Genomic DNA, 13463 nt, shown 5'->3' on the forward strand with positions numbered 1-13463 from the left:
CGGGCCGGTGGGGGCCGTCCGTGTGTCGACACCCTCTCCTGCCCGTGGTGGGCGCGCCAACCGCACCGGCCACGGGCCCGAACGGGGGAGGGGCGCACCTGGACGCCCCGCCACCGCCGACCCGAACGAAGGAGCACCGGCCATGACCGAAGGCACCCCGGTGACGAGCCACACCGTGAACGGGACGACCCCGCGGGCGGATCACGGCCGCCGGGACACGATCCCGGCGACCGCGGCGACCGCGGCGACCGCGGCGACCGCGGCGACCGCGCCGGACGATGACGAACTGCGCGCATGGGTGGTCGAAGGCGCTCTGGCCCGTATGGACCTCGACACCAAGGCCCGGCTGATCGCGGGCCAGGACATGTGGTCGTTGCCCGCCGTGCCCGCCGTCGGCCTGCGGTCCGTGGTCATGTCCGACGGACCCGTCGGAGTGCGGGGAACCCGGTGGTCCCCGGACGACCCCTCGGTCGCGTTGCCCAGTCCGACCGCCCTCGCCGCCACCTGGGACCCCGAACTCGCGCACCGGGCCGGCCGGTTGCTCGCGCACGAGGCCCGCCGCAAGGGCGTCGACGTACTGCTCGCGCCCACGGTCAACCTGCACCGCACTCCGCTGGGCGGCCGGCACTTCGAGTGCTTCTCGGAGGATCCCCTGCTCACCGGGGTCATCGGCGCCGGATACGTGCGCGGTGTGCAGGACGGCGGTGTCGGTACGACCGTCAAGCACTTCGTCGCCAACGACAGCGAGACCGAGCGGTTCACCCTCGACGCGCGAGTGGGTGAACGGGCGCTGCGCGAGCTGTACCTCGCGCCCTTCGAGCACATCGTCACCCACGCCGGGCCCTGGGGTGTCATGTCCGCATACAACGGTGTCAACGGCGCCACCATGACCGAGAACCACCGCCTCCAGAACGAGGTCCTGCGCGGGGAGTGGGGCTTCGACGGCGTGATCGTCTCGGACTGGATGGCCGCCCGCGACACGGTACGCGCCGCCGAGGGCGGCCTGGACATCGCGATGCCGGGCCCGACGACCGTCTACGGCGCCGCTCTCGCCGACGCCGTGCGCGACGGCCGCGTCGCCGAGCGGACACTCGACGAGGCGGTACGTCGCGTCCTGCGGCTGGCCGCACGTGTCGGCGCCCTCGACGGCGCCCCGCCCGCCGGTACGTCAGGGGCCGAGGAGATCGACGGCAGGGCTCTGGCGCGCGAGATCGCCCGCCGCTCCTTCGTCCTGCTCAAGAACGACCCCGCTCCCGACGGCGGTGCGGTGCTTCCCCTGAACCGGGACGCGCTGCGCAGGGTCGCCCTCATCGGCCACACCGCCCGCCACGCCCGCGTCATGGGCGGCGGCAGCGCCACCGTCTTCCCCGAGCACGTCGTCAGCCCGCTGGCCGGACTGCGCCGCGCTCTTCAGCCGGCCGTCGAACTGGTCCACGCGCAGGGCGCCGACCCGCGTACCCGCCTCGCCCCGGCCGCCGAGTACTTCACCCTGCGCTCCCGCTACCGGGACGAGGACGGCAACGTCCTCGCCGAACTGCCCCAGCCCGACGGCCATGTGATGACGGTGGGCAGCCTGCCCACCGGGGTGACCGCACGGCGGCTCCACTCCGTGGACATCACCGGCAGCTTCACCCCCGACCGGAGCGGAACCCACACCTTCGGCGTCACGGGGTTCGGCAGCTACACCCTCGACGTCGCCGGTCACCGGCTGGCCGAGGACGTCTGCGTCCCCGACTCCGACGACCCCTTCTTCGCCTTCACCAACCCGTCCGAGCGGCGCTTCACCGTCGAGTTGACGGCGGGCGAGACCGTCGAGGTCGCCTTGCGCTTCGTCCCGTTCACCAAGGGTATGGACGACAACATCGCGGCTCTCGCCTTCGGCCTGGGGCACCGCCCGCCGACCGCCACGGACGAGGAACTCATCGAGGAGGCCGTCGCGGTCGCCGCGGCCAGTGACGTCGCGGTGATCGTGGTGGCCACCACGGAGGAGACGGAGAGCGAGGGCTTCGACCGCGCGAGCCTGAAGCTGCCGGGCCACCAGGACGAACTCGTCCGCCGGGTGGCCGAGGCCAACCCGCGCACCGTCGTGGTCGTCAACACCGGCTCCCCGGTGGAGATGCCGTGGCGCGACGAGGTCGCCGCCGTCCTGCTCGCCTGGTTCCCGGGGCAGGAGGCCGGGCACGCCCTCGCCGACGTCCTGCTCGGCGCCGAGGAACCCGGCGGAAGGCTCCCCACCACCTGGCCCGCGGCCATGACCGACTGCCCGGTCCTGGACACCGAGCCCGTCGACGGCCTCCTCACCTACGACGAGGACGTCTTCATCGGCTACCGGGCCTGGGCCCGCCAGGACACCCAGCCCGCCTACTGGTTCGGCCACGGCCTGGGATACACGGACTGGGCGTACGAGGAGGCCGCGTTCACGCCCGCGCCACCCGGCGCCCACGAGCTGGGCACACTGCGCGTGAAAGTACGCAACACCGGTGGGCGCCCGGGCCGTGAGGTCGTCCAGGTGTATCTGGAACCGGCGGACACGGCCACCGCCGACGCGGCCGAGCGCCCCCGACGCCGGCTCGCCGGTTTCGTCACTGCCCAGGCCGCCCCCGGAAGGACGGCCGTGGTGGAGATACCGGTGCCTCGCAGGGCCGCGCAAATCTGGGACGCGGAGCTGGACACCTGGCACACGGTCCAGGGCCGCTACCGCCTGCGCGCCGGACGCTCGTACCCGGATCTGCGCGTCGAGGCGGCATGCGACGCGCTCTGACGGCTTCGAGGCCTGGCGGGCTCGCGGTTTCGCGGCCTCCCGGCCTTGCGGACCGTGAGACCGGCGTACCGCAGGCCCACGCCGGTTCGGGTACGCCGCCACCTCGCGAGAGGTGCTTGACGACGACCGACCGGGCGATCCCGGTCTCCCACCGCGCCGAGGTCGTTCTCGGCGCGGTGGACGCTCGCGTGCAGGTCCGGCTCAGTCCCGGACGGTGCCGACCAACGCATCTGGAGTCTCGCATTGCGAAACAGCCATGTTCATGAGCGGCGGACAGGACCCTATTGTCCGCCCATGCAGACCGCCCTCTCCAGGCTTGCCACGGGGACGCTCACCAGCGTCTCGCTCACTGAGGAACTCCTCGCGCGCGCGGAGCGGGCCGACGACCTGGGGGCCTTCGTCACCCTCGACGCCGACCGCGCCCTCGCCGAGGCCGCAGCGGCGGACCGTGGCCCCGCCCGCGGCCCGCTGCACGGGCTGCCGATCGCAGTCAAGGACAACATCCACGTCGCCGGACTCCCCAACACCGCAGGCTGCGAGGCGCTCGCCGGATTCGTCCCGGACCGGGACGCGCAGGCGATCACCCGGCTGCGGGCGGCCGGCGCGATCGTGCTCGGCAAGACCAACATGCACGAGCTGGCCCTGGGAGCCACCACCGCGGGCGGCCCGTACGGCCCTGCCCGCAATCCGGCCGACCCCGACCGTTTCGCGGGCGGCAGCAGCGGCGGCACCGCCACGGCCGTCGCCGCCGGTCTGGCCCCGGCAGGTCTTGGCACCGACACCGGCGGCTCGGTCCGTGTCCCCGCCGCGCTCACCGGCATCGCCGGTCTGCGGCCGACCACCGGCCGTTACCCCGCCGGGGGCGTGACGCCGCTGTCGCGGACGCGCGACACCATCGGCCCCATGGCCGCGACCGTCGCCGACCTCGTCCTGCTGGACACCGTCCTCGCCGCCGACCTGGGCCCGGCCGAGGCACCCGACCCGCGCGAGGTCGTGCTCGCCGTCCCCGCACACCACTTCACCGAGCCGCTGCACCCGCGCACCGCCGAGGTGTGGGAGCACTGTCTGGACGTCCTCAGGACCGCCGGGGTCCGGCTCGTGCCGGTACGGCTGCCCGAGGTCGAGACGGCCGAGGAACTGGCCGGATTCCCCATCACCCTCTACGAGGCCGCCAGGCAGCTGCCCGGGTACCTGAGCGTGGCGACGGGCGGCACGGAACCGGCGGAACTCCTGGCGCGGATCACCCACCCCGACGTACGCACGACGATGGAGCGGGTCGTGTTCCCGCAGACGGTCACCGAGTCGGCGTACAAGGCCGCGCTCGAAATCCGCGACCGTGTCCTGGTGGACGGCTACCGGCGGACCTTCCGCGAAACCGGAGCACACGCCGTACTCTTCCCCACCACACCACTGCCCGCCGGACTGATCGACACCGACACCGAGCGGGTGCGGCTGGACGGTGTCCTGCGTCCGACCTTCCCCACGTACATCCGCAACACGGGACCCGGCAGCGTCGCCGCTCTTCCCGGCCTCACCGTGCCCGTCCGGTCGGCGGGCCAGGGACTCCCGGTGGGTGTGGCGCTCGACGCGCCCTGGAACACCGACCGACGGCTCCTGGGCCTCGGCCTGCTGGTCGAAAAGCTCCTGGAAGCGGGAGCATGAAGAGAAGGAGACGATCGGACATGACAGAGACCACTCGCCGCTTCAAGGCCGCGGCCGTCCAGGCCGAGCCCGCCTGGCTCGACGCGGAGGCCGGGGTCGCCAAGACCGTCGCACTGATCGCGGAAGCGGCCCGAGGCGGGGCCTCGCTCATCGCCTTCCCGGAAGTGTGGATCCCCGGCTACCCGCACTTCCTGTGGCTGGGCGCCGTCGCCGACCAGGTCCCCTTCGTCGGCCGTTACCACGCCGCCTCGCTCGATCCCGACAGCGACGGGATGACCACGATCCGCCGCGCCGCCCGGCAGCACGGCATCACCGTCGCGCTCGGATACAGCGAGAAGGACCACGGCAGCCTCTACATCACCCAGACCGTGATCGCCGCCGACGGCAGCGTGCTCCTGCACCGCCGTAAGCTCAAGCCGACCCATGTCGAGCGCAGCCTGTTCGGCGAGGGCGACGGCAGCGACCTCAAGGTCGTCGACAGCGCGCTCGGCCGGCTCGGCGCCCTGAACTGCGCCGAGCACGTCCAGCCGCTCAGCAAGTACGCCATGTACGCGCAGAACGAGCAGGTGCACGTGGCCGCCTGGCCGTGCTTCGGCCTCTACCGCGACCTCGCCTTCCAGCTCAGCGCCGAGGCCAACATCGCCGCGTCCCAGGTGTACGCCATCGAGGGCAGCGCCTTCGTCCTGATGGCCACCCAGGTCATCTCCCCGGACGGCGTCGACGTCTTCGCGTCCACCCCCGAGCAGCGCCGCCTGCTCACGGCCGGCGGCGGCTGCTCCCGGATCTTCGGCCCCGACGGACGTACCCTCACCAAGGACGTCGACGAGGGTGAGGAGGCACTGGTGTACGCCGACATCGACCTCGACGAGATCGACATCGCGAAGAACGCCTACGACCCGGCCGGGCACTACGCGCGCGCCGACGCCACCTACCTCGTTCACCGTCGCGAACCGCGGCGGCCCGTGGTCCGGGAGGGCAGCCCCGCCGAGACCGCGTTCCCGGCGCTGTTCCCGTCGCTGGACGACGAGATCCCCGAGCCATGACCCGGCCTGCCGAAGACCCCCCGCCGCCGGGCCGGCCCTCCGTCCAGACCCTGGACCGGGGGCTCAGGCTCCTGGAAGTGATCGCGCTGTCGGACGTACCCCTGACGCTGGCCGAACTGAGCCAGCAGATGGGGCTGCACCGCTCGATCATCTACCGGCTGCTGCGCACCCTCCAGGACCACCACCTGGTCGCGCACACCACCCACGGGTACGTCATCGGCACCCGCGCCCAGTCACTGGGCCGGCGCACCCTGCCCATGCTCCAGCGGATCGCCAAGCCGGAGATCGCCAAGCTGGCCGCGCGCGTGGGCCTGACCTCCTTCTTCGTCGTCCGGGACGGCGAAGAAGCGGTCACGCTGGTCTCCGTCGAGGTCGAGAGCACCCGCTCGCGCACCGTCTACAGCCCCGGCGACCGGCATCCGCTGACCCTGGGCTCCCCGGGCATCGCCATGCTGTCCGCCGAGCCGCAACTGCTCGGTGAGCGACCGGAGATCAGCCGGGCCCGCGCCTGCGGCTACGCCACCACACGCAACGAGGTCGTGCGCGGCCTCGGGACGGTCTCCGCGCCGGTCGTGTCGGCGCCCGGCCACGCCGTCGCCGCCGTGTCGATCGCCTTCACCGTCGAACAGCCCGGCCCGCCACAGATCGAGGCCGTCCTCGACACCGCCCGCCTCATCACCGGCCGGCTGCGCGGAGAGCTGTCCACCGGAGCGATCCTGCCCGGGGTCGACTGACTCGTCCGCCGACCCGGAGACCGACTCACGTACGCCACGTTTCGCATAGTGAACGTGCCCGTGGTCCCCCGGGGTTGGGCGGCTTAGCGTCCAGTCCTGCCAGAAAGGGGACCCGCGATGACCACGGCCGCCCACACCAGGACCGTCAAGGAACAGACCTTCGACGTCCTGCGCCAGTACGACCTCACCACCCTCTTCAGCAACCCGGGCTCCACCGAGGTCGGCTTCCTCTCCGACCTGCCCGCCGACATCTCCTTCGTGCTCGGCCTGCACGAGGGTTCGGTCGTCGGGATGGCCTCCGGCAGCGCCCTGGCCACCGGTCGCCCCGCGCTCGTACTGCTGCACACCACCGCCGGATACGGCAACGCGGTCAGCGCCCTGGCCACCGCCCGCGCCAACCGCGCGCCCCTGGTGGTCATCGTGGGCCAGCAGGACCGTCGGCATCTGCCCCACGAGCCGTTCCTGGCCGGGCGGTTGGACGGCCTCGCGGGGGAGTACCCCGTGTGGCAGCACACGCCGGCCCGTGCGCAGGACGTCCCCGGCGCCGTGGCCCGCGCCTGGCACGAGGCCCAGGAAGGCCGTGGTCCGGCGGTCGTGGTGGTCCCGATGGACGACTGGTTCGCCGAGGCCGACGACGACGTCGCCCACGCCGCGCCGCGCGGACCGGTCGCGGTGCGAGGCGGTCGTACGGTCTCCGACGACGCCGTGGCCGCCCTCGCCGCGCTGCTGACGGCCGCCGACTCGCCCTGTCTGATGGCGGGCGCCGGCAACGACACGGCGGACGGCTGGGAGGCCCTCGTCACGCTGGCCGAGCGCCTGGACTGCCCGGTCTACCAGGAGCCGTTCGGCGCCCGCGCCGGCTTCCCCCAGGACCACCGACTTTTCGCCGGCCACCTGCCCGCGGTGCGCCCCGCACTGCGCGAAGCGCTCGCGCCGTACGACACGGTCCTCACCGTCGGAGCCGCCGCGTTCCGCCAATACACCTACGCCCCCGGCGAGTTCACCGAGCCGGGCACCCGGGTCGCCGTCATCACCGACGACCCGGAGGAGGCCCACCGCAGCCCGGCGGAGCTGGTGCTGCTCGCCGAACCGGCCGATACCGTAAGCCGGTTGGCCCTGCTGGTGCCCGCCATTCCGCGCTCCTCGGCGCCGAACCGGCCGACCGCACCCCAGCCGCCTCTCCCCGGTGAACCCCTGCGGGCCGCTCACGTCCTGGCCGCTCTCGCCGAGCGGCTCGACCCGAACGCCGTGGTGGTCGAGGAGACCCCCTCCAGCCGCCCGGACCTGCACCGGCTGCTGCCCGCCCGCGCGCCCCTCGGCTTCCTCAGCGCGGCGATGGGCGGACTGGGCTTCGCCATGCCGGCCGCGATCGGCGTCCGCCACGGCGCCCCGGACCGGCCCGTCGTGGCCGTGCTCGGCGACGGCTCCTCCCTCTACTCGATCCAGGCACTGTGGAGCGCCGCGCACTACGACATCGGCGTCCTGTTCGTCGTCCTCGCCAACGGCCGCTACGCGATCATGGACCGCCTCTCCGAGCGCGAGGGCGCCGCCGCCCCGGCCTGGCCCGCCTTCACCGAGCTGAGCGTGTCGACCCTGGCCAAGGGCCTGGGCTGCCCGGCCGAACGGGTCGAGGACCACACCGCGTTGCTGTCCGTCCTGGACAAAATCCTGCCGACACTGGCGGACCGGCGTGAGCCGCTCGTGCTCGAGGTCCCCGTCGAGGCCGACGCCCACTACTCCTCCTGATCCGCTGAACGGAAGGCACAGACCCGTGAAGGTCGTCATCATCGGAGGCGCCGGCGGCATCGGCTCCTCCGCCGCGTTCAACCTGCTCTCCGCGCAGGGGACGTACGAGATCGTGCTCGTCGACACCCGCCCGAACATGATCACCAGCCACACCATGGACCTGGAGAACGCCCTCGGCCTCGGCGCCACCGCCGACACCGTGCGGGGCGGCACCCCCGAGGATGTCCTCGACGCCGACGTGGTCGTGCTCAGCGCCGCCGTCCCGCTGCGGCTGAACTCCTCCCGTTCCGTCTTCCTCGCCGACAACGCGCGGGTCGTGAACGAGTGCCTGCGTCCCCTGCGGGAGGCGGGAGCGGACTTCGGCGGACTGGTGCTCATGCTCACCAATCCCGTGGACCCGCTGCTGACCTGGGTGCACCGGCAGGGCTGGCTGCGGCGCGAGCGGATGATCGGCTACACCCTCAACGACAGCCTCCGGCTGCGCACCGGCATCGCGTTCGCGCTCGGCGTGCCGCCGAAGGACGTCGACGCCTGGATGCTCGGCGAGCACGGCGAGGGCCAGGTCCCGCTGTACAGCCGGGTCAGGATCGGCGGGGCAAGCGTCGTACTCACCGACGAGCAGCGCACGGCCGCCGAAGAGTACGTGGACACCTGGTACTCCAAGCACGTGGCCCTCGACTCGGGCCGCACCTCCACCTGGACCACCGGCCTGGGCACCGCCCGCCTCATCGAGGCGATCGCCACCGGCTCCGGGACCCTCGTCCCCGCCTCCGTCGTACTGGACGGCGAGTACGGCGTGCACGGCACCAGCCTCACGGTGCCCGTCGAACTCGGACCCGAGGGCGTACGCCGCATCGCGGCCTGGGACCTGTCGGCGGAGGAAACGGCCGGCATGGTCCGGGCCGCCGACCGTGTCGAGGCGGGTGCCGCCGATCTGACCGACCAGGCCGTGGCTCAACCGTCCTGACACAACTGATCACGTATCACCACGTATCAACGACGCTACGTAGCAAGGAGATCGACCTCATGGCCATCACCCGAGACCTGTACATCGACGGCGAATACGTGCCCGCCGTCTCCGGCCGGACCACCGAGGACATCAACCCCTTCACCGGGGAGGTGTACGCCACCGTCGCCGCCGCCGGTCCCGAGGATGTCGTGCGCGCCGTGGACGCGGCCGACGCTGCGTTCGAGGCATGGGCAGCGATGGCCCCCTTCGCCCGCCGGGCGATCTTCCTCAAGGCCGCCGACCTGCTGGACGGGCGCGGCGCACAGGTCGCCGACCTCATGGCGCAGGAGGCGGGCGGCACCCGACCATGGGCGTACTTCAACGTGATGCTGGCGGCAAACATCCTGCGCGAGGCGGCAGCCGCGATCACCGCCCCGCGCGGTGAGGTGCTCAGCGCGCAGGAACAGGGTGCGCTGGGCCTGGCGATACGCGAACCCCTGGGGGTGGTCGCGGCGTTCGCGCCCTGGAACGCGCCAGTCATCCTGGGCGTGCGGGCGGTGGCGGCACCACTGGCCGCGGGCAACACCGTCGTCGTCAAGGCGAGCGAGGACGCGCCGATCGCCTGCGGGCTCCTGGTCGCCGACGTGCTGCGGGAGGCCGGGCTGCCGGACGGCGTGCTCAACGTCATCACCAACGCCCGTGAGGACGCTGCCGAGATCGCCGAGACGCTGATCGCCGACGGGCGGGTGCGGGCGGTGAACTTCACCGGCTCCACCGCTGTCGGACGGATCGTCGGAGAACTGGCGGCCCGTCACCTCAAGCCCGCCGTACTGGAGCTGGGCGGCAAGAACGCGGTCCTCGTCCTCGACGACGCTGACGTGGAGTACGCAGTGGACGCCGTGACGTTCAGCGTGTTCATGAACGCCGGGCAGATCTGCATGTCCGGCGACCGGATCCTCGTCCACGAGTCCCTGGCGGAGGAGTTCACCCGGAAGTTCACCGCGAAGGTGGGTTCGCTGCCGGTAGGCGACCCCGGGGAGCCGTACACGGTCGTGGGTCCGCTGGTGAGCGCACAGGCCGCCAGGCGGGTTGCCGACCTGGTCGCGGACGCCGTGGCCAAGGGCGCGAAGGTCCTGGTCGGCGGCGGCGAACCGGACGGCGCGGTCCACCCGGCGACCGTCCTCACCGACGTCCCGAGGGACGCGGACCTGTACCATGCGGAGGCGTTCGGCCCGGTCTGCGTGATCGAGACCTTCACCGACGACGAAAGCGCCGTAACCCTCGCCAACGACACCGACAACGGCCTGACCTGCGGCGTCATCACGGAGAACGCCACCCACGGACTGACGGTGGCGCGCCGGATCCGTACGGGCATTGTGCACATCAACGACCAGTCGGTGGCCGACGAGCCGCAGGCCCCGTTCGGCGGAGTCAAGGCCTCCGGGCATGGGCGCTTCGGCGGCCGTTGGGGGGTCGAAGCGTTCTCCAGCACCCGCTGGGTGACCATCGCCACGCAGCAAGCGCACTACCCCTTCTGAACCGACCTGTCGGACACTTCGAGACAGGCCATGGAACACGCCGCCCCTGCACCCTGGGAGTCATCGCCGATCCAGGGACAAGGCAGGGACTTCCACGAACGACCTGTCCGGCGGTGAATTCCTGCGGAGAGGGGTGCTGGAGCGTCGTGCTTGAGCCCGTGGTGGGCGGATCACCTCCGCTGGAGCGTAGGCAAAGCGTGCGGTGGCAGCCCTTTCGCCGGGCGGAATGAGTGCTCACCGTCGAGAGCGCCTTTCTAGCGACCTCGTGCACGGTTGGCTGTGGCACGTCGAGGTGTGTGGCGTTGTCGGTGTTCAGTCTCGAAGGCCGTGGTCGAGGGTGGCGGTCTGCTGGTGTGAGAGCAGTCCGGCGACGGCTGGGACGATGTCGCTCATGTCCTCGCGTCGGCCGAGATGTCGGGTCAGAGCACGCCAGTTCTTGAGGTGCGCGATGCCGTGCTCGACGCGGATCCGGCGTGAGGAGTGCGCTTTGCGCTGGAGTTCGTGTCGTTCCTCGTACCAGGCGGGAGCGTTTTTCTTGAACTTGCGATGTGGTGGCGTCACCACCCGCCTGCCGGTCTGCGCTCCCATGCCCTGGTAGCCGGCGTCCGCGAGGATCTCCATGAACGGTCCGTCGACCAGAAGCTGGGCCAGTCCCAGTTGCCGGGCCTGGGTGATGTCAGCGCAACTGCCTGGTCGGACTGGGCTGCAGAACAGCATGCGCCCCTCAGCGTCTGTGAGGACCATGGCCTTCACGGCGTTCTGCTTGGTCTTGCCGGAGACGAATTTGTCCCGGTCCTTGCGTCCTGCGGCCGGGCGCCGCACGCGGATCTCTGTGCCGTCGATGATGCCGGTGCGGCCACCAGCGCCCAGGTACTCGACGACCTCGGCGAGAGTACGCAGCCGGATGTCCGGCGCGATGATGCAGCCCCGCAGCGCGAGCAGGGGCCATACCTCGCCGATGGCGCGGGTGATGGTGGAACGGTTCACGCCGAACCAGCAGGCCAGCACGTCATGAGTGGTGCCATGGCGCAGACTCACCAGCGTGGCCGGCAGCCGGTCGACGAAGACGAACTGGTGCTTCGCACCTGCTCCTACCGCACGTTGCCGCGGTCGTGCTGTCAGGCGCGCCTGATGCTGCTCATGCCATAACGGCCCTATCTCGGCGATCAGTTCAGCGATCACTACCGGCGACAGCCCGGTGATCCGGTACTCCGCCACGATCAACTCGCGCGCCCCAGCCCCCATCATGCACAGCTCAACGAGCCGCCCGGGCACGAGGCCACGGCCAACCGTGCACGAGGTCGTTAGGGCTCGCAGAGAATCAACGTGTTGCTTCACGCATCCGGGCTCGTTCACTTGGTATGGCATCCCTGACGCGACGCGTGATCAACTGGCTGTCAAGTTCGGGGTGTTGTTCCCTCATCTGGACGAGCGGCAGCGTCGGCTGCTGATGGGGGCCGAGGCCCGGGTCCTTGGGCATGGTGGTGTCCGGGTGGTCGCGCAGGCGGCTCAGGTCAGCGAGACCACGGTTCGCAAGGGCGTGGACGAGTTGGAGGCGGGTGGGGGACCGCTGGGGCGGGTTCGCCGTCCCGGCGGCGGGCGCAAGAAGGACGCCGAGGTGGACCCGGTATCGCCGCTGCGCTGGACGACCAAGTCGACGAGGAAGCTTGCCGCCGAACTCACCCGGCAGGGGCACACGGTGAGTGCGGACACGGTCGGGGACCTGCTGCGGGCGGAGGGCTTCAGCCTGCAGGCCAACGCGAAGACCATCGAGGGCGCACAGCACCCGGACCGTGATGCCCAGTTCCGCTACATCAATGACCAGGCCCGGGAACACATGCGTGCCGTGGACCCGGTGATCAGCGTGGACACCAAGAAGAAGGAGTTGGTCGGCGACTACAAGAACGCCGGGCGTCAGTGGCGGCCGGCGGGCGAACCCGTGCTGGTCAAAACGCATGACTTCCTGGACCGGCAGGGACCGGGCAAGGCGATCCCGTACGGCATCTACGACCTCGCGGCGAACACCGGCTGGGTCAGCGTCGGCACGGACCACGACACCGCCGAATTCGCTGTCGCCTCGATCCGCCGCTGGTGGCAGGCCCGCGGCCGACACGACTACCCGCATGCCACCCGCGTTCTGATCACCGCGGACGCGGGCGGCTCCAACGGCTACCGCACCCGGGCCTGGAAGAGTGAACTGGCCGCCCTCGCCTCCCGGACGGGCCTGCAGATCACCGTTTGTCACCTACCGCCCGGGACCTCGAAGTGGAACAAGATCGAGCACCGGCTGTTCTCCCACATCACCATGAACTGGCGCGGCAGACCGCTGACCAGCCATGAAGTCATCGTGGACAGCATCGCGGCAACCACGACCCGCACCGGTCTGAAAGTAGAAGCCGAACTCGACACCGGCACCTACGACACCGGCGTGAAGGTCACCGACGCCGAGATCGACGCACTGGCAATGAGCCGGCACCGCTTCCACGGCGACTGGAACTACACGCTCCGCCCTGCTGGCTCTCTCCCGGCCTCTCGACAGGAGACAGAACCGGATACCGCCATCACCCCAACCGCCCGACCGGCCGCGCCCCCGGACGGCGTTGACGCCAGGTCTCTCCGCGACCCGGAGCTGACCGGCATGACCGCCACCCAACTCGACGCTCTGGTCCATGAGTTGATCCCGGCGCTCACCCAACAGCGTGAGCAGATCCGCCACGAGCGCCGGGGCGGCGAACGCCGACGGAGGCGAGGTGCGGGAGCCAAGGACAAGCTCTCCGACGCAGACCGCATCCTGGCCACCGTGCTCTGCCTCCGCAAGATCGGCACCCACGACCTGCTCGCCCGGCTCTTTGGCGTTACCGGAAGCACTCTCACACGAGCCGTCCAGGAAGCACGCCCGCTCCTGGCCAAGCACGATCACATCATCCACCCGTCAACCGCCAGATTCCGCACCCCAACCGACGTGGCCGCTCACCTCGACCAGTACGGAACCCACCCGCCGATGAAGATCAAACCCGCATGTTGATTCTC

The 13463-nt window shown here is 71.2% G+C and carries 9 protein-coding genes; 8 read left to right on the plus strand and 1 reads right to left on the minus strand.

The genetic code is table 11. The annotated features are described in order from the left end of the window. Window positions 1-142 precede the first annotated feature (142 nt). The 7 genes from ACFXC1_RS39495 to ACFXC1_RS39525 all read left to right on the plus strand — a co-directional run bounded on the left by ACFXC1_RS39495 (window position 143) and on the right by ACFXC1_RS39525 (window position 10433). A complete protein-coding gene (locus ACFXC1_RS39495) occupies window positions 143-2761 on the plus strand; it encodes a glycoside hydrolase family 3 protein (protein ID WP_381252140.1) in 2619 nt (872 codons plus the stop codon). A gap of 294 nt (window positions 2762-3055) precedes the next feature. Beyond that, the gene (locus ACFXC1_RS39500; protein WP_381252142.1) at window positions 3056-4423 is read left to right on the plus strand and encodes an amidase family protein; all 1368 of its coding nucleotides are present in this window, start codon (window positions 3056-3058) and stop codon (window positions 4421-4423) included. 20 nt (window positions 4424-4443) lie between these two features. After that, window positions 4444-5466, plus strand: a complete 1023-nt coding sequence (locus tag ACFXC1_RS39505) for a carbon-nitrogen hydrolase family protein (protein ID WP_381252143.1) — start codon at window positions 4444-4446, stop codon at window positions 5464-5466. Continuing rightward, a complete protein-coding gene (locus ACFXC1_RS39510) occupies window positions 5463-6200 on the plus strand; it encodes an IclR family transcriptional regulator (protein WP_381252145.1) in 738 nt (245 codons plus the stop codon). Before ACFXC1_RS39505 ends, ACFXC1_RS39510 begins: the two co-directional genes overlap by 4 nt. Window positions 6201-6317: 117 nt before the next feature. Beyond that, complete coding sequence (locus ACFXC1_RS39515; RefSeq protein ID WP_381252147.1) at window positions 6318-7946, plus strand: thiamine pyrophosphate-dependent enzyme; 1629 nt, start codon at window positions 6318-6320, stop codon at window positions 7944-7946. 25 nt (window positions 7947-7971) lie between these two features. Then, window positions 7972-8913 (plus strand): malate dehydrogenase, encoded by a 942-nt coding sequence (locus ACFXC1_RS39520; RefSeq protein WP_381252149.1) that lies wholly within the window; start codon window positions 7972-7974, stop codon window positions 8911-8913. 59 nt (window positions 8914-8972) lie between these two features. Further along, on the plus strand, window positions 8973-10433 hold the full coding sequence (locus ACFXC1_RS39525) for an aldehyde dehydrogenase family protein (protein ID WP_381252151.1): 1461 nt from the start codon (window positions 8973-8975) through the stop codon (window positions 10431-10433). 312 nt (window positions 10434-10745) lie between these two features. Here ACFXC1_RS39525 and ACFXC1_RS39530 read toward each other — a convergent pair whose 3' ends face one another. Next, a complete protein-coding gene (locus tag ACFXC1_RS39530) occupies window positions 10746-11708 on the minus strand; it encodes a transposase family protein (RefSeq protein WP_381252153.1) in 963 nt (320 codons plus the stop codon). Between the two features lie 175 nt (window positions 11709-11883). Here ACFXC1_RS39530 and ACFXC1_RS39535 point away from each other — a divergent pair, with 175 nt between their 5' ends. Further along, window positions 11884-13458 (plus strand): ISAzo13 family transposase, encoded by a 1575-nt coding sequence (locus tag ACFXC1_RS39535; RefSeq protein WP_381252348.1) that lies wholly within the window; start codon window positions 11884-11886, stop codon window positions 13456-13458. Window positions 13459-13463: the final 5 nt, after the last annotated feature.

This window comes from Streptomyces hokutonensis (assembly GCF_042751305.1).
Lineage (GTDB): Bacteria > Actinomycetota > Actinomycetes > Streptomycetales > Streptomycetaceae > Streptomyces > Streptomyces hokutonensis_A.